This is a genomic window from Dyella acidisoli (genome assembly GCF_030160295.1).
Taxonomy (GTDB): Bacteria; Pseudomonadota; Gammaproteobacteria; order Xanthomonadales; family Rhodanobacteraceae; genus Dyella_B; species Dyella_B acidisoli.
This window is the reverse complement of the sequence record NZ_BSOB01000037.1, coordinates 87,054-108,710: the sequence shown is the minus strand read 5'-3', so window position 1 is coordinate 108,710 and position 21,657 is coordinate 87,054. Positions and strand designations below refer to the sequence as shown.

Sequence of the window (21,657 nt, the reverse complement as noted above, 5' to 3'; positions counted from 1 at the left end):
TTCATGGCCATGATCGCGCCACGCTCTTCGGCGCTCAGGTGCTCATACCTCCGCCTCATCCGCTTCTCCACTCAAGTGATGCACTTGAGTTTAGAAACCGCCGTCACTTTTCTTTGGGCCAGCAAAGAAAAGTGACCCGGTCGCTTCGCGACCGAAAGCGCCGCAGGCAATGTCCCAACAAACGAGACACCCAGCTGAGACACGGCGCTAATCCGGTCCCAAAGAGAGGGATTCACTGAGGATGCTTTGCGGCAAGCGTTTGTATTACGCCGCCGCTTCTTCCAGCACGCGCACATCGAGCTTCTTCATCTTCATCACCTGCTGCATCACGCGCTGCGCCTTGGCTTTGTCGCTGGACGTGAGCAGCTCGATCAGCTGCACCGGCACAACCTGCCAGGACACGCCGAAGCGATCCTTCAGCCAGCCGCATTGCTGTGCGGCAGGATCGCCGCCTTTCGATAGCGCATTCCAATAGTGGTCCACCTCGGCCTGCGTACGGCAGTTCACCACCAGCGATACGGCAGGATTGAACGTGAAGACCGGGCCACCGTTGAGCGCGGTAAAGGCTTGGCCGTCCAGTTCAAAGGCAACGGTCATCACCGAGCCTGCGGGGCGATGGGCTGCGTTGGCGGTTCCGGCGTCATAGCGCGTGACGCTGAGAATGTGCGAGTTGTCGAACACGGATACGTAATAGTTGGCCGCTTCCTCGGCTTCTTCGTTGAACCACAGGAAGGGCGTGACGCGCTGGAACCGATTGCTCATGGCATGTCTCCGGTGTGGGCCGTGGGGAGATATAGAACGGGCTCTTACCAACACGACGAGCTTAATGAGGCGAAATCGACAGCGACGTGATCGTTGACGCTGTCAGTTTTGGATCGAACGAAAAGCGGACATGAGTGGCCATCGTTGTCACTCGTGTCGCGCCATAAAGCGCAGTCCGCCAACCGTTTTTCATCGTCAGGGTCTCCCCGTAGCGGTCGCGGGTTCCTGGCATGTCGGCCATCGGCATGCGTTTGCACATGTTCTTAGTGTGCTGCGATGCAGCGATAAATGCCTATTTTTCCAGCGTAATACGCGCTTAGAGTGTGCATGCGATGTGAATGCATGCGGTATCGACATGACATTTTTTCCTTTGCGATGTGAATCACGTTCCAGCGTGGGCAAATCGGCCAACTTGACTGGACAACGTTGTCATGTGAGGCCGATACTCGCCCCCGCTTTGCAGCTTCATGACAAGTGGTATCGCGCATGGATGCGGTTGGCGACTGTCCCCCTCGACTGTCCGGAATGCGGTCGTGAAATCGCCGGCGTTCATTCACCTCGTAGCGTTTCACCAGTCTGGAGACAGTCATGCAAGAGAAGAAGTCCACGAAGTGGTCCACCCTTACGGCAAGCGCGTTGAGCACCGCGGTGGGTGCCGCGCTTACCACGACCGTACTTACCGTCGCACCCGTGCAAACGGTACACGCGCAAAGCACCTGTGCTGCGGCATGGAGTGCAAGCGCGATTTATACGGCTGGCAACACGGCTAGCGAGAACGGCATCAACTACAAGGCGAACTGGTGGACGCAGGGCAACGACCCGGCCACCAACAATGGCGGTCCGGGCAGCGGCCAGCCGTGGACTTCGCAAGGCTCCTGTACGCCGACGCCAACACCTACGCCGACACCCACTCCCACGCCGACACCTACCCCGACACCAACTCCAACGCCTACACCGACGCCTACACCGACGCCTACTCCCACACCAACGCCGGCACCCAGCGGGTTCGTGTTCAGTCCGTACAAGGACATCACGATCAATCTCAACTGGAACACCAACAGCATGCAGACGGCGGCTTCGGGCACCGTGCTCCCAGTGGTGGGCAGCGGCAGCTTCTTCTCGACCAAGGAGCCGAATCTGCCTGGCATCACGCTGGCGTTCGCTACCGGTAGCTGCGGCAGCGAAAGCTGGGGTGGTGTGACCGCTTCGGGTTTCATCTCCGGCAACATCAGCGCGCTCAACAGCGCTGGCCTCAATTACATCGTCTCAACTGGCGGTGCGGCCGGCGTGTTCACGTGCGGATCGGCTTCTGCATTCGAAAGCTTCATTGGCAGTTATTACACGTCGCACATGCTTGGCGTGGATTTCGATATCGAAGGTGGTCAGACGCAGGCGGATGTGCAGCAACTCGTGGCCGACGTCGCCGCTGCGCAATCGCAATATCCGAATCTGCGCTTCTCCTTCACGCTGGCCACGCTCGCGGCATCGGATGGTAGCTACGGCGGAGTCAATCAGCTGGGGCAATGGGTGGTGCAGGCGATCCAGGCGTCGAGCCCGGCGCTGAAGAACTACACCATCAACTTGATGGTGATGGATTTCGGCGGCGCGACTTCCTCCAACTGCGTGGTGGTGAGCGGCGTGTGTGAGATGGGTCAATCGGCGATCCAGGCCGTGACGAATCTTGAACACACCTACGGCATTCCGGCCAGCCACATCGAGCTCACGCCGATGATTGGCCAGAACGATGCACAAGGTGAGATCACCACGCTGGCGGACATGGACACCATCGTCAACTACGCGACGTCGAACGGCTTGGCTGGCGTGCACTTCTGGTCGCAGGATCGCGACACGCCGTGCGCGGCCGGCTCCGCGTCGGCGACCTGCAATTCGTACCCGAGCGTGGGGGCGCTGGGCTTCACCAATGAGGTTCTGAAGGATCTCGGCAAGTAAGACCTACAAGCAGGGAACGCAGGGGAAATCCCGTGGCGGTTCGGCAGCGTGCCGGATCGCCACGGCGTCATAGCGTGCGGATTGGCGGGATACGCGGCGCGCAGCATGCGCTGCAAATCACTACATGCAGTACCGATACAGGGATGCGTGGCAGCGTTCGTTGCCTTATGTGCCATGCGGAACGCAAGTCATCGCATCGCCGATGTTTTTCACCTGTTGCGGTTCAATCCAACTCTGGAGACAGTCCCATGCAAGTGAAGCGAACAACGAAGTGGACCACCCTGACATGTAGCTCCTTGAGCACCGCGATATGCGCGGCGCTTTCCACCACGGTGCTGACCGTTGCGCCCGTGCAAACCGTGCATGCGCAATCCACCTGCGCGGCGGCGTGGGTATCGACCAATGTTTATGTGGCTGGTAATCAAGCCAGCGAAAACGGCGTCAACTACGTTGCGAACTTTTGGACGCAAGGCAACGATCCGGCCACCAACAATGGCGGTGCCGGCAGCGGCCAGCCGTGGACGTCGGAAGGCGCGTGCGGCGGTTCGCCCACACCTACGCCAACTCCCACGCCATCACCTGCGTGCGATACGGCCTGGAATAGCTCGACCGCTTACAACGGCGGCGCGTTGGTGAGTGAGAACAGCACCAACTACAAGGCGAATTTCTGGACCCAGAACCAGAATCCCGCCACTAACAATGGTGCTGCCGGCAGCGGTGCGCCGTGGACATCGCTAGGTGCGTGCAGCGGGTCGCCTACGCCGACACCCACTCCGACACCGACGCCAACCCCTACACCTACGCCTACTCCAACACCCACTCCAACACCCACCCCGACGCCGACACCTACGCCTACTCCAACACCCACCCCGACGCCGACACCTACGCCCACTCCAACACCAACGCCGACACCCAGCGGTTTCGTGTTCAGTCCTTACAAGGACATGAGCATCAACATGAACTGGAATACCTACGCCATGCAGACGGCCGTGACGGGTACGGCCATTCCTGTCGTAGGTAGCGGCAGCTTGTACTCCACGCAGGTGCCGAATCTGACGGGTATTACGCTCGCGTTTGCCACGGGCGAATGCGGCAGCGAAAACTGGGCCGGCGTAACGCCATCGGAATTCATCTCAGCCAACATCACGCCCGGCGCGGCCAATTCGCTGGCTAGCGCAGGTTTGAACTACATCGTCTCCACGGGTGGTGCAGCGGGTGTATTCACGTGCGGCTCGGCCTCTGCGTTCCAGAGCTTCATCGCGAAGTACTACACCGCGCAGATGATTGGCGTGGATTTCGATATCGAAGGCGGCCAGACACAGGCGGAAGTCCAGCAACTTGTTGCGGATGTCGCCGCGGCGCAATCGCAGTATCCGAATCTGCGCTTCTCGTTCACGCTGGCCACGCTCGGTGCGTCGGACGGCAGCTACGGCGGCATCAACCAACTGGGTCAGTGGGTGGTGCAGGCGATCCAGGCGTCCAGTCCAGCGTTGAAGAACTACACCATCGATCTGATGGTGATGGATTACGGCGGCGCAACGTCCTCCAACTGCGTGGTGGTGAACGGGGTGTGTGAAATGGGCCAGTCGGCGATTCAGGCGGTGACCAATCTGGAGCACAGCTACGGCATCCCGGCCAGCCATATCGAACTCACGCCGATGATCGGGCAGAACGACAGCGGTGGTGAAGTCACCACGTTGGCGGACATCGACACCATCACCAATTACGCCACGGCGAATGGCTTGGCCGGCGTGCACTTTTGGTCGCTGGATCGCGATACGCCGTGCGCGGCTGGCTCCGCGTCGTCGACGTGCAATTCGTATCCGAGCGCAGGCGTGCTGGCCTTTACCAAGGAGATCCTCAAGGACATCGGTAAGTAGCAGGCAGAAGCGGAGTAGGAACAGGGGGCGCGCTACGGGCGGGAGGCATGCTCGTTCCGCAGCGCGCGGATGTGAGGGGCGGCCACCGGTACGAAAGTGCCGGTGGCTTTTTTCACAGCATGGTCAAGTCGGCAAGTAGCGGGCTGTTGTTCTATAAAACTGAACGAAAATGCGTCGGCGGTATTTGCCAGCAAGCGAGCAGGCTCAACTTAACACTATGCAACATAAGAATTTTTTCTGGACACGATCGCGACGTATGTGTAAGTTGCGTCAACTTACAACAACCTGACGCGTTCGGTTGTTTTAGTGCGCCGGCGACACGCGACGCAGTTCAGCTATCAATAAAAGCAGGGGGCGCCAGCTGCTCATGCAACGAACGTTCGTCGTCGGGTGCCCGCGTTCGGGCACCACCATCGTGCAGGCCATGCTGGCCCGACATCCTCAGATCTTCACGCTTCCTGAAACCGGTTTTTTTCCGCGCCTCCTAGGCGGCATCGATCATCGCTTCGGCGACGAAGGCGCCAAGCCACGCCGACGCAATCTGGCTCGTCGCCTTGGTTTCACTCGGCGTTATGGGCGGCGAGAATTTGTCGAATTGCAACGCTCGCTGCTTGGCGAAAGCGCCGCACCCACGCGTGCGCCGTGGATGCTGGATACGTGCGTCAATCGCTTCATCGCCACACTGGACAGTCTTGCTGAGCGCGCCAAGCGCACGGCCTGGATCGAGAAGACGCCGCATCATCTGCTTTATCTGCCGGAGATTGAGCACTACCTGCCGGATGCGCGTTTCATCCACGTCATCCGGCCGGGCATGGATGTGCTTGCGTCGATCATGGATGCGTACCTGCGCTACGACAACCATTCGTTCAGTGGTGGGTTGATGCTGTGGGTGCGGCGCTGGAATCGCGCGCTGGAAATCCATCGCTCGTGCATCGGCGCGCGGCATCACCATTTCGTTTTCCTTGAAGATCTGGTGCGCCAGCCGCAGGAGGAATGGCAGCGTTTATGCGCTTTTCTCGAATTATCTGTTGATATTGAAATCGATCAGATCTGTCATCAGCACATCGCAGATCCTGCAGCGGAGCCATGGAAGCAGGGTGCGCTCAACGGTCTGCCGCAACAGGCAAGCAGCAAGGTCGAACAGTTGTTTGGCCCCCAGTTGCGCGAGTGGCTGCGTGAAAAACTGAATTCCTACGAAGATCTTTACGCTGCCAGCAGCCTCGCTTACGACCGCGAGGACAGCTTCAGTCTGCAGGCGCCAACACTGCCGAAACGTCGCATGGAAGGAAAAATGACCGCTGCGGTGACAGCAGAAGGGCGCTTCCGTGTGGCGTGATGACACATCGGCGATGAGTGCGAGCAGCAAGCGCGCAAGTTCGTGAGCTTGTGCCGCCTTGATGTTGTGCGCTCGCTAACGATGCATTCGAACAAACGGCGGGCATGCCTGTCACAATGACTACCTAACGAGCGAAACGGGCAGCATCGTGAACCGGAGAATCAGGCAGACTTCGTACGGCGGCTGGATCGCAGCCATTATCGTTGTGGTTGCGGTAGTGGCAGCGGGCGTATATCTGGTGCAGCGGGGCATGCATCCCGCCGAGTCGCCAGCCAATCCATCGCCAAGCGTTGCTTCGACGGCACCGGCTCCTGTGCCGGCAAGCGCATCCTCAGTAATCCAGCATCCTATCGCCCAGGCGGCCGCGGGACCCGCACCCGCATCCACTGCATCGCTGCCAGCTTTGGTCGACAGCGATGAAAGCGTGCGCGAAGCATTGACGGGTATGGCTGGCGGTGACCTCACTTCGCTGCTCGTGCCGAGCCAGATCATTTCACGTGTGGTAGCGACTGTGGATGCGTTGCCGAGACAGGGCTTGGGCAACACCAATATCCTTCCGCTGCGCACACCCAAAGGGATGATGCAGATGCAAGCGGCCAACGGCATGACGGTGATCGCCACGGCCAATGCAGAGCGCTACTCGCCTTACATGACGGTGCTCGCCAGGGTCGATCTGCACGCAGTGGTTGCCTGGTACAAGCGCAGCTATCCCTTGTTCCAGGAGGCGTATCGTGAGCTCGGCTATCCACGCGGTTATTTCAACGATCGCCTGATCGTGGCGATCGACGACATGCTTGCCGCGCCGGACGTGCATGATCCCATCGCCGTGACGAAGGTGGGTGCGCGCTACCATTTCGTCGATCCGCAATTGCAGTCGCTATCGAACGGGCAGAAGCTGATGCTTCGTCTCGGCCCCGAAAACGAAGCGCAGTTCAAGGCAAAGCTGCGCATGATCCGCGAGTTGCTGGCAGGCGGACAGGTTGGTCATTGAGTGCACCGGCGAGTGCAAGAAAAAGGCCCGCGAAAGCGGGCCTTTTCGTTAACGCAGACTGCGTTGATCAACCGTGATGCGTATCGCGTCCGCCACCGTTACCACCGCGCGGCGCGCCACCCCCTGACGGATGTGGTGCTGGCGCTGGCGCAGGACGATAGGCGTGATATTGCGGCGCAGGCGGCGCGTGGTACTGGTATTGCGGTTGCGGACGATACACCGGTGCGGGTGCCGGATGATAAGCCGTTGAAGGCGCCCTATAGGTATTCATCGGACGCGCGTTTACCGGTTGCGCAGGATGATTGGTCGGTGCAACACCCGTCACGCCGCCAGGACGATACAGGTTGCTGTAGCTCGCACTCGGGTGTGTCGCATTCGGCGTAGCAGGCATATTCGCATGCGGCGCGAAGTTTGCCGAACGCAGCGCCATGCTGTTATTCGGTTGCGCAGCCTGCGGTGCATGTATGGTCGCGTTGTTCAAGCGCTGCGTGTTGGCCGCCGCTGGCGTAAACGAACCACCGCTGTGCGCTGCCGGCGCTACTCCGGCTCCTGCGAACGCGCCAGCACGTTGCGTCGCGGCAATCGGCGGATCCCCGTGATTGGCGGACAGGCGCATCGCCGGATTCTGGCGAGCCAGATTCATTTGCTGCTGCTGGGCGGCGATCGGCCCCATGCGGGACTGGTGGGCAAGCGCCAGCTGTTGCGGTGTCGCCCGTGCGGCTACGCCGCCGCGACCACCGTTGTAGCTGACACGGTTCACGTTGACGTTGTTGATTACCGTCTTGTTGTAGACGTTGGTGACGTTGACGTTGTTGATGTGATTGACGGTGCGGTTGTAGTAGAAGCCGCCATGGCCCCAATAGCCGCCGTCATAGCCTCTGCCGCCGTATCCGCAACCATAGTTGATGCCGCCGTAGAAGCCCACGTGGTAACCCCAGTAACCAGCATGGAACACGTAGAGTGCGCCATCCCAACCCCAGTAGCCCGGCGTCCACAATGCGCCATAGAACGGCGCCAGAATCCAGGTGCCAGGCACCCAGTAATATTCATCGCCATCCCACGCCCAGTAGCCCGGTGTCCAGATATAGCCTGGGCCTGGAATCATTGGCTGCTCGTAAATCGGCAGCGGCGGTGGAGGCACACCGACCGAAACGCCAACGCCGATGAACACGCCGGCCTCCGCTTTCTGCGGCAGAGCGGTGAACGCGGCAAGTGCACCGAGTACGCCTGCCAACGCGCGAACGAGCAGAGTGCGCCGCGTTGAAACGTGTTGCGTAAGGGCGATGGCTTTCATGACGTGTCCTCCTCGGTCTGCACCGTACTAGAGAAAACGCGTGAAAACCTTCAACGTTGCCGTCACACAACGTGATAAGTTCGCGATTGTTCAGCGGCCGGTGCCGGCGTTTGGCAGCATGTATCGCGCAACGTGTTGTGCTGCATGGCTTTGAAGCTTTCCTAATCGAACGTGAACAACGAACGTTAGCGTTCAATTAAGATGCCGCGGGACGAACGGCGGCGTGAACGCGGCAAATTTGCGGTAAGCAGCAAGCCCCGTTTTACGCTGGAAAACCAAGGACATCGCATGTCGCAATCTCTCCATCTTCACATGCTCACGCGTTACCGCGCATGGGCGGATCAGCTGCTTTACCAGTCGCTAGCTACCATACCCGAGCACGCATTGAGCGCACCGCAGCCCATCGTTTTCGGCAACCTGCTGCGCACGCTGCACCATGTGTATTGCATGGACTATGTGTGGAAGGCGCATCTGGAAGGCGTGCCGCATGGCCTCACCTCGCGTAATCCAGACGACTGTCTGGGATTCGATGCCCTGCGTTCGGCGCAGGCCGAGATCAACGAGTGGTATGTACGCTACGCAGGATCGCTCGACGAGCAAGCTTGTGACGAAACAGTTCGTTTCACTTTCATCGGCGGCGGTGAAGGCGAGCAGCGGCGTGGCGAGATCCTGCTGCACGTGGTGAACCATGCCACCTATCACCGTGGGCATGTGGCGATGATGATGTACGGCCTGTCTGTGCCGCCGCCGACCACCGATCTGCCGGTGTTTCTGCGCGACAGTGCTTGAGCGACTGTACGCGTCGCGATCTTGATCGCGTGCTGTCTTCAGTCATCGCGTGTCGCCCGGCAATGAATGCGCTACGCTTTTCCGCATGAGTACCACTGAGTCTCCTGCGCAGGCTCAGCTCTTTGGTCAGCCTGCCGCACGTGAAACGCATCGCCTGTTCTTCGCGCTGATGCCGGATGCTGCCACGCGCCACGATATCAACCATGCCGCCGCGACGGTGCAACAGCAGCATCCGAAGCTACGCGCGCGATGGGTGAAGCCGGAACGCTTTCACGCCACCTTGAACTTTCTGGGCGACTACGCCGCCGTGCCTGATGAGGTAATGGAGAAGGCGATGGCGGCGGCTGACACGCTGCACGCGGCACCTTTTGCCTGGGCGCTGGATTACGCCGCCAGTTTCCGTGGTCGCGAACCACCATGCGTGTTGCGCGGTACACATGTCCCCGAGCTGCTGCTGGCGCTATGGCGCGATCTGCATGCGTCGCTTGTCCAGGCCGGTTTGAAACTGCGCGCTGAGCGCCAGTACACGCCGCATGTGACCTTGGCCTACGCGCGACATGAACTGCCTGAGGTAACGCCGGTGACGCCGATCGTCTGGCAGGTGGATCGGTTCGTGCTGATCCACAACGTGGTGGGGAAGGGCAGCTATCAGATCCTTGGAAGCTGGAAACTCGCCGGCATCCCGTAAGGGGCATGGGCCACAAGTCAGCTAGGCGGCATCAGGGTCGTGAGCGCACAATCCGAAGGCTCTCTCCCAACCCTGTCAGGAGGTCGTCATGCGTTCGATTTCTGTCGTACTGCTTGCGGCATTGGCTGTTCCAGGGGCGACCCTGGTGGCGCAAACGCCGCAGACCAATCACATGCATGCCTTGCAGTACGTGCCGCCTTACGTTCGCGCGGCGGTGGCTGATCCGGCTCGAGGGCAGGATGCCAGCAACGATGCACGCCGCAAAATCACCGACGTGATGGTTTTCAGCAATGTGAAGCCCGGCCAGAAAGTGCTGGAGCTGATTCCTGGTTCGGGTTATTTCACGCGGGTATTCAGTTCCATCGTCGGCGACAAGGGCCATGTCTATGCGCTGTGGCCGGACGAATACGTCAAGGAAGATGCCGATGAAGAAACCGCTTTCGAGAAGCTGGCGGCCGATTCGCATTACTCCAACGTCAGCGTGCTCAAGCAGCCTGCGGCGCAACTAAGCGTGACAGACCCGGTGGATATCGTGTTCACCGCCCAGAACTATCACGACTATCCGGACAAATTCATGGGTAAGGTCGATCCGGTTGCGTTCGACAAGCAGGTGTTCGCTGCGCTGAAGCCGGGCGGCTTGTTCATCGTGATCGACCACGTGGCACCGGCGGGATCGGGCATGGCCGATACCGACACGCTGCATCGCATCGATCCGGCGATCGTGAAGAAGCAGGTGGAATCCGTCGGTTTTGTATTTGCGGGCGAAAGCAACGTGCTGCGCAACCCGAATGATCCGCACACGATCAAGGTGTTCGACAAGTCGATACGCGGGCACACGGATCAATTTATTTACCGATTCCGCAAGCCGGGTTGAGGTTTGCTCCCCTCTCCCTTCGGGAGAGGGGCTGGGGGTGAGGGTTCGGGGGAAGCGTCATGCAGATTTCTGCGCAAGTTTTCGTCATTACGCCCTGGTCGTATCCTCACCCCAACCCCTCCCCCAAAGGGAGAGGGGTTTGTAGCAAACTCACTTATTCAAACCACGCCACATCGCATCCAGCAATTCATCCGCAGGATCGTTCGTCTGCTCCCAATACATGATGCCGCCCAGATGTTCGGCCTTGATGTAAGCCATCTTCGCGGCGATCGATTGCGGATCGTCGTAGGTAATGAAGTGACGCGTCTTCGCATTCCATAGCCACGGCGCCTTCGCTACATCATCCCAGTGGCGCACGTAGCCTTGCTTGTTGATGTAGTGCTGTTTCAGGTCGGGCCAGTTGAGCATGTTCACGAAATGGCCGTAGGTTTGATACAGGCCGTCATGATCGGCATGCACGTCGGCGAATTCACGGCCATAGAGTGCAGCACCGATCACCAGTTTTTGCGCCGGCACATCGGCAGCGAGGAACTGTTGCACGGCGCGGTCCGTGGTGCGCCCGTCGCCCTTGATCAGCGGCGAGGCATGAAGGCCGGTGTGGTGGCCGGTGGTGGGCGTATTGCTGTTGACGAAGTCGTAGGTCATCAAGTTGAACCAGTCCAGCAGCGGATTGATGGCTGGAATATCGATATCGCTGACGAACGGACCATCGGCGATCGCGACGCTGAGCGCGTAATGCTTGCCATCTTTTTGGCCTGCGCGATCGAGGCTGGCACGGATCGTCTTCAGCAGCAGCGTGAAGTTGGCTTTGTCGTCAGCGCTGGATTTGATGCCCGATTCGTGGTGACCAGGATATTCCCAGTCCACATCGAGCCCATCCGCATGTTGTGTGGAAAGCATTTGCGCGGCACTGTCGGCAAACTGCTGACGACCCGCCGCTGTGCTGGCCGCTTCGGAAAAACCGCCCACGCTCCAGCCGCCGACCGAGACGGTCACCGTGAGCTTGGGATTCGCCGATTTGAGCGCAAGCAGCGTCTGCAGGGTTTTGGCGCGGTTGTCGTCGACCACCACGCGGCCGTCTTTCAGCTGTGCGAAAGCAAAGATCAACGTGTCGATCTTGCCGACGTCCTTGGTTTGCGCCGGATCCCAGCCGGTCGCGTAGCCGACGATCCGGTAAGGCGATGCGGTATCGGCGGCTACGGCCATGCCGGTTACGGCAAGCAAAACGACGAGCCCTGCGGCCCATCGGGTGGTGAGGCGAAAGAACATGTGGCGCATTACTGCACTCCTTGGTGGATCAGTCGACAACGGGCGATGCGCTTGACGTGATGACGGCAGGCCCGCATGTTGAACATGCCCGACCTGTCTTTGCGTATGAACGACACGCCAATCCCCAACGATAACGAATTACGCAACGATCCGCCGCCGTGTCCGCCGGTGGAGCCCGATCCCGGCGATTGCTGTGGCAACGGTTGCGATCCCTGCATCTTCGATCTCTACGAGGAAGCGCGGCAGCACTATCGCGAAGCGCTGGCGGCTTGGCGCGAGCGTCATCCGGGTGTGGATCCGGCTTCGGTCACTCCTCCTTCGTCGCAGAGACCGTAGACAGGCTCTCAGAGCACGATCGAATGTTGCACCGTTACGACAGCAACCATTGATGCAGTTGCTGCGGTGCATTAAATTCGTCAGATCGGGACAAGGGGGTATGACATGAAACGCTTTCTATTGACCGGCGCGGTTGCCGCGCTGCTGGCTGCTTGTGGTGGTGAAAACGTCCATGCGCCGGCGTCGCTAGGCGCGCTGGTCCAGCCAGGCACGGCGCCGTGGCTCACGGTGACGGGCGGTGCGGACAAACTTGACGTGCGTGGTCTCGATCACAAGCTCACGCTGGAGCCTTCGCCGGAGCTGGCCAAGGCGATGCAGTCGCAGCTGGGTGCGCAGCTCACCTCCAGCTACGAGCAGGATCTGGTCGTGACCTGTAGTTCGTTGACCACGAGCCTGCGTGTCGATCAGGAAAAGTCGCCCGGCAATGTTTCCATGGATCTTGGCCTGCATTGCGCGATCTGGGCGCACGGCTTCGAAGCCACCCACGACTACAAGACGCAGGTGTCCACGTCAGTGGCGGGTGGCGTGGGTGATCAGGCTTATGCGGAAGCCTTGCCAAAGTTGTTGACCGATGGTGCTGGCGGAATTGCCGAACAGATGCGTGGGGATATTCGCAAGGTCGCGCGTTGATCGGCGGATGCCGGTAAGCATCGAAGCGTAGAGCATGCCCTTCTTCCGATAGGAGAGGGCGCAGCGCACTGCAGTGCGGCAACATCAATCCGGCGATCCACGCTATCTTGTTAGCTGGACAGTTTGGGGAGACCACCCGTGAATGCAGTACCTGGACCCGGTGCGGAGCGCGCCGAACTCACCGTGCGCGGTCTGATCATCGGTATCGTGATCACGCTGTTGTTCACGGCGGCCAATGTGTTCTTCGGCCTGAAGGCCGGCCTGACTTTCGCCACGTCGATCCCGGCGGCGGTGATCTCGATGGCGATCCTGCGCGCGATGAAGAACGCGACGATCCAGGAAAACAACATCGTGCAGACGGTCGCTTCGGCGGCGGGCACGCTCTCCTCGATCATCTTTGTGCTGCCGGGCCTGATCATCGTCGGCTGGTGGACCGGTTTCCCGTTCTGGGTGTCGTTCGGTATCTGCGCCGCGGGCGGCATTCTCGGCGTGATGTACACCATCCCGCTGCGCCGCGCGCTGGTCACCGATTCCGACTTGCCGTACCCGGAAGGCGTGGCGTGTGCCGAAGTGCTGAAGGTGGGCTCGGGCGAAGCGGTGGAAGCGTCTGATTCCGCCGCGGTAGAAGGCGGCACTGCGGGCCTCAAGGCGGTGGTCGTCGGCTCGATCGTCTCGGCGGTGTTCTACGTCGTGATACAGACCAAGCTGTTCGCCTCCGATCTTGCGCAGTACTTCCGCATCGGCGACCGTGGCGCGGCCAGCGGTTACGACTTCTCGCTCTCGTTTGCGCTGTTCGCGGTGGGGCACCTGGTGGGTTTGTGGGTGGGCGTTGCCATGTTGTTCGGCGCCATCATCAGTTGGGGTTGGGCGGTACCGCATTTCAGCTTGCTGCATCCGGCCGCGGGCGACGTTGCGGACGTCGCGCAAGGTATTTGGAGCAAATACGTGCGCTTTGTCGGCGCAGGCACCATCGGCGTGGCGGCGATCTGGACTCTGCTCAAACTGGTCAAGCCGGTGGTCAGTGGTCTCACGTCGGCAATGGCCGCCTCGCGCGTGCGCAAGGCGGGCAAGGGCGACACGCTACCGCTGACTGAGCGGGACATGCCGATTGGCATCGTCGGCTTGATCGTACTGCTGTGCATGGTCCCGGTCGCCTATCTGCTGGGACACTTCAGCGTGGTCAGCGGCTTGGCTTCGCACACCTCGTTGCTGGTGATCGGCGGCGTGCTGTTCGTGCTGATCCTGAGCTTCCTGGTGTCAACAGTGTGCGGCTATATGGCGGGCCTGATCGGTTCGTCCAACAGTCCGCTGTCCGGTATCGGCATCCTGGTGGTGATCATTGCCGCGCTGCTGCTGGTAGCCGGCGTGAAGTCCGACCTGCCAGCCGATTCAGGCAAAGCGCTGGTGGCTTTCGCGTTGTTCATCACTTCGGTGGTGTTCGCCGTTGCAGCGATCGCCAACAACAATCTGCAGGATCTCAAGACCGGCCAATTGGTGAACGCCACGCCGTGGCGTCAGCAGGCGGCGCTGGTGGTCGGTGTGATCGCTGGTGCGATCGTGATCCCGCCTGTGCTCGATCTGCTCAACAAGGCTTATGGCTTCCTTGGCGCGCCGGGCGTGGACCCCGCGCATGCGTTGCCCGCACCGCAGGCCGGTTTGATCTCCGCATTGGCGCAGGGCGTGATCCAGAACAACATCGACTGGAGCCTGATCGGCATCGGTGCAGCCATCGGCGTGGGCCTTATTGTGTTGGATGCGATTCTCGCAGGCACCACAAAATCCGCGCGCTTGCCGCCGCTTGCGGTGGGCCTGGGGATGTACCTGCCAACCTCCACCACCTTGATGATCGTCGTCGGTGCCATTGTCGGCTGGTACTTCGACAAGCGCGCGGATCGCACGCCGAAGGCAGAAGCCACCAAGCAGCTCGGCGTGTTGTTGGCTTCCGGCCTGATTGTGGGCGAAAGCATCATCGGCGTGCTAGTGGCCGCCATCGTGGTGTTCTCCGGCAAGCCTGCGCCGCTGGCGTTGGTGGGCGACAGTTTTGAGAATGCATCGGTGTGGATCGGCACGATTGCCTTTGTGGCCGTGACGTTTGCGATGTATCGCTGGATTGCGCGGCTCGGGCGGAATAGCTGACTTGTTTGCTCCCTCTCCCTTTCGGGGAGAGGGCTGGGGTGAGGGGTCAACCTCGCGGCGCACTTCAACATCGCGTGGCTCTCTCGAAGGTTTGCCTCGACGCAAGAGTGTCCCCTCACCCTAACCCTCTCCCCGGAGGGAAGAGGGGACCTACTCAGTCGAGACAAGCCGGCACGGCAACGCCTTTTGCAGCACGCGCATTAAAATACGCGCTCCGTTTCCACTGGACACCTCCGTTTGACCACGCCCGGCTTCCACGCCTCCACGCCCGAAGCGGTGCTCGACGCGCTTTTTCTACCTTTCGCGGATGGCCTGCTGCACTTACCCGCCGAAGGTAGCGTGCTGTTCCTGCGTGCGCGCAACAGTTATCGCCTGCGTGAAGTCGCGCGGTCGGGTTGGTTGTACGAGCAAAGTTTCAAGCCCTTCGCCGAAGCATTGACGCGCGATGGTTTCAAGGTAGGCGAGCCCGCCGCCGAAGCGCGCTTCAAGCTGGTGCTGCTGTTGCCACCGCGGCAGCGCGACGAAGCACGCGCATGGTTCGCCAAGGCGGCACATCATGCCGAGGGCGGCGGTGTTGTGGCGGCATGTGTGCCGAATGCGGAAGGCGCCAAATCCGCCCAGACGGATCTCGCTGCTTTGTTAGGAACCGTAAGCCATCTTTCCAAGCACAAGTGCCGTGTGTTCTGGGGACGTTCCGATACGTCTTCCCGCGACCAGGCTTTACTCGAAACGTGGCTTGCACTGGATCAACCGCGAACGAACGTAGCCGGCTACATGAGTCGCCCTGGCTTGTTCGCGTGGGATCGCGTAGACGCCGCGTCCGCGCTGCTTGCTGCGCATTTGCCGGACGATTTGCGTGGCCGGGTCGCCGACTTCGGTGCAGGTTATGGCTATCTCGCCACGCAGATCATCGCGCGTTGCCCTAAAGTCACCGCGCTCGATCTGTACGAAGCCGAAGCACGCGCGTTAGAGGTGGCGCGGCTCAACATCGAACGGGCCATGCGCGAACACCAGCGTGAGCTTGCGTTTGGTATCCAATGGCACGATGTCACGACAGGCGTGGCACAGCGCTATGACGCAGTCGTATGCAATCCGCCATTCCACCAGGGCAGGGCGGATTTGCCCGAGCTTGGCCGCGCATTCATCGCACAGGCAGCGCATGCGCTGGTACCGCAGGGGCGTCTCTTGCTGGTAGCTAATCGTCATCTACCGTACGAGGCCACGTTGGCTACGCACTTCGAACAGGTGCGTACGCTGATAATGCAGGAAGGTTTCAAAGTGATCGAAGCAAGAGGTGTGCGTGCATGAGGTTGGTCAGGCTGATCGCAAATCTGGGCTATGGCAGCCGCAAAGACGTTGCATGGATGTTTCGCGAAGGGCGCATCACTGATCCCGAAGGCGACGTGTTGTACGCGGATGACAAGGTCGATCACGCGCAGATCCGCATCGATGGTGAATCGCTCGACCCGCCGGCGGGCATCATCTTGATGATGAACAAGCCGTTGAACGTAACGTGTTCGCGCAAAGATCCGGGTCGCGTGGTGTACGACTTGCTGCCGCTGCGCTATCGCCAACGCGATCCCGCCTTGTCGACGGTAGGCCGGCTTGACCGCGATACATCGGGCTTGCTGCTGATTACTGACGACGGCGCGTTGCTGCATCGGATCATTTCGCCGCGTGCGAGCGTCACCAAGGTGTATGAGGCCACGCTGGCACAGGATCTGCGCGGCGATGAGCAGGCGTTGTTCGCCAGCGGCACATTGATGCTGGAGTCAGAGACCACACCACTGCTGCCAGCGAAGCTGGACGTGCTTACACCTCGACACGTGCGTCTATCGATTACCGAAGGGCGCTATCACCAAGTGCGCCGGATGTTTGCCGCTACCGGCAATCATGTGGAAACCTTGGAGCGCGTGGCGATCGGGCAACTGCAGCTGACAGGTTTGCAACCAGGGGAATGGCGCCAGCTGAGTGCGGAAGAGATTGCGCGAATCTTCGAGCCGGCCGTTGCATGAGCGGCCGGCGTATCGATATCAAGGTTCGGCGTGCGTCTGGCGAAAACGTGCCAGTTCGTCTTCACGACGGGAATGTGCGCTGGACGTCCAAGACACCAACTTGAACTCGGCCAGTGCGTCGCTTACCGCGTGTTGTTGTGTGTCCTGCTTGGTTACTGCGAGCATCCCTGCTACCAGCTGCATTCCGCGCACAATGGCGGAACGAGCGAGAAGCATGTGCATAGTTTGTTTACTCCAACGGCTACCCCTGTGTAGCGCGCGAGCAAACTGTACCAAGCTTTAACCACGGATGTATAGATGGCGTGAAGACCGTGCTTTGACGCACAAATTTGCTGCCTTGCATCAAACTTTCCTTGTCCGAATAGCCCTCGCATGACGCTGATGAATCTCCAGTTCGATAACGCTTTCATTCGTGACTTGCCGGGTGATCCAGATCACGGTCGCGGGCCTCGGCAAGTGAGTGGTGCGTACTCGAGGGTGGATCCCAGTCCGGTATCGTCACCGCACGTCGTGGCTTGGTCGCGCGAAATGGCAGCTGAGCTGGGTCTAAGCGAAACCGATATCGCCAACCCGTTCTTCGCGCAAGTGTTCGGCGGCAACGGTGTGCTAGCAGGCATGCAGCCCTGGGCGTCCAATTACGGTGGACATCAGTTCGGTACGTGGGCCGGGCAGCTCGGTGATGGGCGCGCCATTTCATTGGGGGAAGTGCTAACGGAGCAGGGCAAGCGTTGGGAGCTGCAGCTGAAGGGCGCCGGCACCACGCCGTATTCGCGCGGAGCAGACGGACGCGCGGTACTGCGTTCGTCGATCCGTGAATTCCTGTGCAGTGAAGCGATGCACCATCTGGGCGTGCCCACCACGCGTGCGTTGAGCCTGGTGGTTACCGGTGAAACGGTAGAGCGCGACATGTTCTACGACGGTCATCCGCAGGACGAGCCTGGTGCAATTGTGTGCCGTGTCGCGCCGTCGTTCATCCGATTCGGCCATTTTGAACTGCCGGCCTCACGCGGCGACATGGAACTGCTGCGGCAGTTGGTGAATTTCACGATACGCCGCGATTTTCCACACCTCCATGGCAGCGATGAAAACCGCTACGCCGAGTGGTTTGCCGAAATCTGCGCACGCACAGCCACGATGATCGCTCACTGGATGCGTGTGGGCTTTGTGCACGGTGTGATGAACACCGACAACATGTCGATCCTCGGACTCACCATCGACTACGGACCGTATGGGTGGGTGGACGATTTCGATCCGGATTGGACGCCCAACACCACCGATGCGATGAGTCGACGCTATCGGTTCGGCCAGCAACCGAACGTCGCGTGGTGGAATCTCAGTCGGCTTGCTGCCGCCATTGCGCCATTGTTCGATGACGTCGCGCCTCTGCAAGCCGGGCTTGATCGCTACGTAGCCGAATACACGGCACAGACGCGTCGAGACATCGCCGCCAAGTTCGGGTTTTCCCAATGCCGCGACGATGACGTCACGCGGATGGAAACCTTGCAGCAACTGATGCAGCAGGCGGAAGTGGACATGACGTTATTCTTTCGCGCGCTCAGCCGCATCGATCCGCATGCGCCGCAGTTGGAGTCGTTGCGCCATGCGTTCTACGACGATGCAAAGCGCGATGCTGCAGAAGCAGACTTTCTGCGTTGGCTGGATGATTACGCTGCGCGCGTACGCGAAGATGCATGGTCGCCGGAGCAGCGACTGCAATGCATGCATGCGGCCAATCCGTGCTACGTGCTGCGCAATTACCTTGCGCAGGAAGCCATCGATTGTGCGACGGAAGGTGACTACAAAGGCATCCATACCTTGCTCGACGTGCTGCGTCATCCGTACGACGAACAACCCGGTCGCGAGCAGTTCGCGCAAAAGCGGCCGGAGTGGGCGAAGCATCGCGCGGGATGCTCGATGCTTTCGTGTAGCTCCTGATTTGCGCGATCTAGCCCCTCTCCCTTTAGGAGAGGGGTTGGGGTGAGGGTGCGATCAGCGCGTGATGATTGTGACTTGCGCGAGAAGTTAGCATCGCGCTTCGTCCGAACCCTCACCCGCGCCCCCTCTCCCGAGGGGAGAGGGAGTGACAGCAAGGTACTCAACCGCTGTTATTGCCGTTATTCCCTTGCTGCTGCGGATTCGGCCGCGGCGCCGGCTTGGTGTTTTGACCAGGCGGGCCACCATTTCCCGGCTGCGGGCGATTACCGCCGCCGGGTTGCGGTCTGTTGCCATCGCCAGGCTGGGGACGATTGCCGTTACCGGGCTGCGGCCTGTTGCCACCGCCAGGCTGAGGACGGTTGCCGTTACCAGGACCAGGCGAGGGTGGCCGTGGCCGATAACCAGGGCCAGGCGTTGGCCGCTGTCCCGGCCAAGGCCTGACCGGAGGCCGCGGCCCGGGGAACGGCCGAATCGGAATGGGCCGCCCATACCAGCGCATACGGTCGCGATAGAACGGACGGTTGACGTAGTAGCGGCCCCAGTACGCATCAATCGCGAAGGTCACGATTGGAATGCCGATACGTACACCGTAGTCGGTGACGATCACCGGCTGGTTGTTGTACAGGTATTCGATGTAGGGGCCGGCAATCCAGCCTCGGCTGCCGCCAGCGATCACGTCGCACCATTGCCAACCTTCGGTGCAACCTTGCACATCGACGGGCGTACCGACATCGAGGGTGTAGATCAACGGATACTGCGGATCTGGCCCCGCCAGCAGGTTGACGGTGGCGGTGGTGTAGCCCTGCGCCGCGAAGGCCGACGCAGGAACCAGCAACAACAGGGCGGTCGCGAGCGAGTACAGCAGGCGTTTCATCGGTCAATCCTCCAGCGTGAAAAGGGGGACGTACTGACGTTCTGCCGGCCATCATGCCGCTGTTTGCCTGTTAGTGCACTTCCAGCAGTTCAATGTCGAACACCAGGCCGCTGTTCGGCGGCACGTCGGGCGGCGAGCCGCGCCGGCCGTAGCCCATGCGCGAGGGAATGACGATGGTGCGCTTGCCGCCCACCTTCATGCCTCTCACGCCACTATCCATGCCTTCAACCACCTCGTTCGAGCCGACGAGAAAGCTGAGCGGACGACCGCTGTCGTAGGAGCTGTCGATCTTCGCGCCGTGATGGTCGGGCGCTTTGGCGTCGTACAGCCAGCCGGTGTAGTTGATGCGCACCTCCGAATCATCGCGTGCGGTATTCCCGGTGCCCACCACCACATCCTTGATCGCCATGGAGGTCACATCATCGGCCCGGGCCGGTTGGGGGCCGAGGGCGCCCAAGGCGAGCAGGGCAACGGCCAGAAGAGTGAATGGGCGCGGCATGAAAAGCTCCGGAAGTTTGCGGCGGCGGGACAGTAGCGCATGGAAGCGGAACGTCATAGTCCTTTCTCTCATTTGCACGAAGGCCGCGATGTGGTATCACTTGACTCCATGATCCTCACCACCGCCCGCTATTACTTTTGGTATGGCTATCCGAAGCCGGCGGCGGAGCATGGTGCGCGATCGTAACTAACAAAGATCACCCACTTTCTCGAAAAAGCCGCCAGCCACCCTGGCGGCTTTTTCATTAGGTCGCCGGGCAACGAATCTAAGGACTCTTAGCCATGACCAGCCGTACCGACGACCTTCGCATTCGCGAAATCAAGGAAGTTCCTACCCCCGCCGACGTGATGCGGGATTGTCCGGCCAGCGAAGAAGCCATCGCCACTGTTGCCGCTTCGCGCCATGCCCTGCACAAAATCCTGCATGGCGAGGACGATCGTCTCGCCGTAGTGATTGGCCCTTGTTCGATTCACGATCCCCTCGCCGCGATGGATTACGCCAGGCGCCTGCTGGCCGAGCGCGAGAAGCATGCGGATACGTTGGAGATCGTGATGCGCGTGTATTTCGAAAAGCCGCGCACCACCGTAGGCTGGAAGGGTTTGATCAACGATCCTGATCTTGACGAGAGCTATCACATCGACAAAGGCCTGCATCTTGCGCGCAGCCTGTTGTGCGACATCAATGCGCTGGGTCTGCCAGCGGGCTGCGAATTCCTCGATCTGATCACGCCGCAATACATCGCCGACCTGGTTGCCTGGGGCGCGATCGGTGCGCGCACCACGGAAAGTCAATCGCATCGCGAACTCGCTTCCGGCTTGTCCTGCCCGGTGGGTTTCAAAAACGGCACCGACGGTAACGTAAAGATCGCTGTAGACGCCGTGCTCGCCGCAGCCCGTCCGCATCATTTCATGGCGGTGACCAAGCATGGTCGCACCGCCATCGCCTCCACTGCTGGTAATGAGGATTGCCATGTGATCCTGCGCGGCGGCAAATTGCCGAACTACGATGCTGCGAGCGTCTCCAGCGCGTGCAGCGTGCTCGCCAAGGCCGGGCTTGCCGAACGCCTGATGATCGACGCCAGCCACGCCAACAGCGCGAAGCAGCCGGAGAACCAGCCGCGCGTGGTCGCCGACATTGCCACGCAGCTTGAGGCCGGCGAGACGCGCATCCACGGTGTGATGGTGGAAAGCCACTTGGTGGCCGGACGTCAGGATCTAGTGCCTGGATGCGAACTCACCTACGGACAGAGCATCACCGACGGCTGCATTGGCTGGGACACTACCGTCGATGCGCTCGAGCGCTTGGCAAAGGCCGTGCGCGTGCGTCGCGAGCGGGTGGCAGAGCAGGTGGCGGCGTAGCGTTCGTCATTTCGGCTTCGACGGAATAGCGAGGGCGGTCT

The 21,657-nt window shown here is 60.5% G+C and carries 20 protein-coding genes; 14 read left to right on the top strand and 6 right to left on the bottom strand.

What is annotated here, in order from left to right:
* Nucleotides 1-264: 264 nt before the first annotated feature.
* Complete coding sequence (locus QQJ86_RS16180; RefSeq protein ID WP_284321997.1) at nt 265-762, bottom strand: VOC family protein; 498 nt, start codon at nt 760-762, stop codon at nt 265-267.
* 588 nt (nt 763-1,350) lie between these two features.
* On the opposite strand from QQJ86_RS16180, the gene QQJ86_RS16175 reads away from it, so the two are divergent.
* The 4 genes from QQJ86_RS16175 (at nt 1,351) to QQJ86_RS16160 (ending at nt 6,919) form a co-directional block, all read left to right on the top strand.
* Nucleotides 1,351-2,712 (top strand): carbohydrate-binding protein, encoded by a 1,362-nt coding sequence (locus QQJ86_RS16175; RefSeq protein WP_284321996.1) that lies wholly within the window; start codon nt 1,351-1,353, stop codon nt 2,710-2,712.
* Nucleotides 2,713-3,008: 296 nt separating this feature from the next.
* Nucleotides 3,009-4,592: a carbohydrate-binding protein gene (locus QQJ86_RS16170; RefSeq protein ID WP_284321995.1), complete on the top strand. Its 1,584-nt coding sequence runs from the start codon at nt 3,009-3,011 to the stop codon at nt 4,590-4,592.
* Nucleotides 4,593-4,959: 367 nt separating this feature from the next.
* A complete protein-coding gene (locus QQJ86_RS16165) occupies nt 4,960-5,928 on the top strand; it encodes a sulfotransferase family protein (protein ID WP_284321994.1) in 969 nt (322 codons plus the stop codon).
* A 148-nt stretch (nt 5,929-6,076) separates the two neighbouring features.
* Complete coding sequence (locus QQJ86_RS16160) at nt 6,077-6,919, top strand: DUF3014 domain-containing protein (protein WP_284321993.1); 843 nt, start codon at nt 6,077-6,079, stop codon at nt 6,917-6,919.
* A gap of 67 nt (nt 6,920-6,986) precedes the next feature.
* On the opposite strand, the gene QQJ86_RS16155 is transcribed toward QQJ86_RS16160, so the two are convergent.
* On the bottom strand, nt 6,987-8,213 hold the full coding sequence (locus QQJ86_RS16155; protein ID WP_284321992.1) for a YXWGXW repeat-containing protein: 1,227 nt from the start codon (nt 8,211-8,213) through the stop codon (nt 6,987-6,989).
* A gap of 288 nt (nt 8,214-8,501) precedes the next feature.
* Between QQJ86_RS16155 and QQJ86_RS16150 the strand changes: the two genes are divergently transcribed.
* From QQJ86_RS16150 to QQJ86_RS16140, 3 genes are all read left to right on the top strand, one after another.
* Entirely contained in the window at nt 8,502-9,002 is a 501-nt protein-coding gene (locus QQJ86_RS16150; RefSeq protein WP_284321991.1) for a DinB family protein, read from the top strand.
* A gap of 85 nt (nt 9,003-9,087) precedes the next feature.
* Entirely contained in the window at nt 9,088-9,690 is a 603-nt protein-coding gene (gene thpR / locus QQJ86_RS16145; protein WP_284321990.1) for an RNA 2',3'-cyclic phosphodiesterase, read from the top strand.
* A gap of 88 nt (nt 9,691-9,778) precedes the next feature.
* Nucleotides 9,779-10,564, top strand: a complete 786-nt coding sequence (locus QQJ86_RS16140; protein ID WP_284321989.1) for a class I SAM-dependent methyltransferase — start codon at nt 9,779-9,781, stop codon at nt 10,562-10,564.
* A 150-nt stretch (nt 10,565-10,714) separates the two neighbouring features.
* Here the strand turns inward: QQJ86_RS16140 and QQJ86_RS16135 are convergent, their stop codons facing one another.
* Nucleotides 10,715-11,842 carry a glycoside hydrolase family 18 protein gene (locus QQJ86_RS16135; RefSeq protein ID WP_284321988.1) on the bottom strand — a complete coding sequence of 376 codons (1,128 nt, stop codon included), beginning with the start codon at nt 11,840-11,842 and terminating at the stop codon, nt 10,715-10,717.
* A 75-nt stretch (nt 11,843-11,917) separates the two neighbouring features.
* Between QQJ86_RS16135 and QQJ86_RS16130 the strand changes: the two genes are divergently transcribed.
* From QQJ86_RS16130 to QQJ86_RS16110, 5 genes are all read left to right on the top strand, one after another.
* Nucleotides 11,918-12,169 (top strand): oxidoreductase-like domain-containing protein, encoded by a 252-nt coding sequence (locus tag QQJ86_RS16130; protein WP_345782822.1) that lies wholly within the window; start codon nt 11,918-11,920, stop codon nt 12,167-12,169.
* 105 nt (nt 12,170-12,274) lie between these two features.
* A complete protein-coding gene (locus QQJ86_RS16125; protein ID WP_284321987.1) occupies nt 12,275-12,799 on the top strand; it encodes a hypothetical protein in 525 nt (174 codons plus the stop codon).
* A 138-nt stretch (nt 12,800-12,937) separates the two neighbouring features.
* Nucleotides 12,938-14,935, top strand: coding sequence for an OPT family oligopeptide transporter (locus tag QQJ86_RS16120; protein WP_284321986.1), 1,998 nt, complete (start codon nt 12,938-12,940; stop codon nt 14,933-14,935).
* Between the two features lie 237 nt (nt 14,936-15,172).
* On the top strand, nt 15,173-16,243 hold the full coding sequence (locus QQJ86_RS16115; protein ID WP_284321985.1) for a class I SAM-dependent methyltransferase: 1,071 nt from the start codon (nt 15,173-15,175) through the stop codon (nt 16,241-16,243).
* The gene (locus QQJ86_RS16110) at nt 16,240-16,950 is read left to right on the top strand and encodes a pseudouridine synthase (protein ID WP_284321984.1); all 711 of its coding nucleotides are present in this window, start codon (nt 16,240-16,242) and stop codon (nt 16,948-16,950) included. The genes QQJ86_RS16115 and QQJ86_RS16110 overlap by 4 nt, the downstream gene beginning before the upstream one ends.
* Before the next feature lie 18 nt (nt 16,951-16,968).
* Here the strand turns inward: QQJ86_RS16110 and QQJ86_RS16105 are convergent, their stop codons facing one another.
* Entirely contained in the window at nt 16,969-17,172 is a 204-nt protein-coding gene (locus QQJ86_RS16105; RefSeq protein WP_284321983.1) for a hypothetical protein, read from the bottom strand.
* A gap of 156 nt (nt 17,173-17,328) precedes the next feature.
* Between QQJ86_RS16105 and QQJ86_RS16100 the strand changes: the two genes are divergently transcribed.
* Nucleotides 17,329-18,885 (top strand): protein adenylyltransferase SelO, encoded by a 1,557-nt coding sequence (locus QQJ86_RS16100; RefSeq protein ID WP_284322000.1) that lies wholly within the window; start codon nt 17,329-17,331, stop codon nt 18,883-18,885.
* A 160-nt stretch (nt 18,886-19,045) separates the two neighbouring features.
* Here the strand turns inward: QQJ86_RS16100 and QQJ86_RS16095 are convergent, their stop codons facing one another.
* Both QQJ86_RS16095 and QQJ86_RS16090 read right to left on the bottom strand, forming a co-directional pair.
* Nucleotides 19,046-19,759, bottom strand: coding sequence for an SH3 domain-containing protein (locus QQJ86_RS16095; protein ID WP_284321982.1), 714 nt, complete (start codon nt 19,757-19,759; stop codon nt 19,046-19,048).
* Nucleotides 19,760-19,829: 70 nt separating this feature from the next.
* On the bottom strand, nt 19,830-20,258 hold the full coding sequence (locus QQJ86_RS16090) for an FKBP-type peptidyl-prolyl cis-trans isomerase (protein ID WP_284321981.1): 429 nt from the start codon (nt 20,256-20,258) through the stop codon (nt 19,830-19,832).
* Nucleotides 20,259-20,539: 281 nt separating this feature from the next.
* On the opposite strand from QQJ86_RS16090, the gene QQJ86_RS16085 reads away from it, so the two are divergent.
* The gene (locus tag QQJ86_RS16085; RefSeq protein WP_284321980.1) at nt 20,540-21,616 is read left to right on the top strand and encodes a 3-deoxy-7-phosphoheptulonate synthase; all 1,077 of its coding nucleotides are present in this window, start codon (nt 20,540-20,542) and stop codon (nt 21,614-21,616) included.
* Nucleotides 21,617-21,657: the final 41 nt, after the last annotated feature.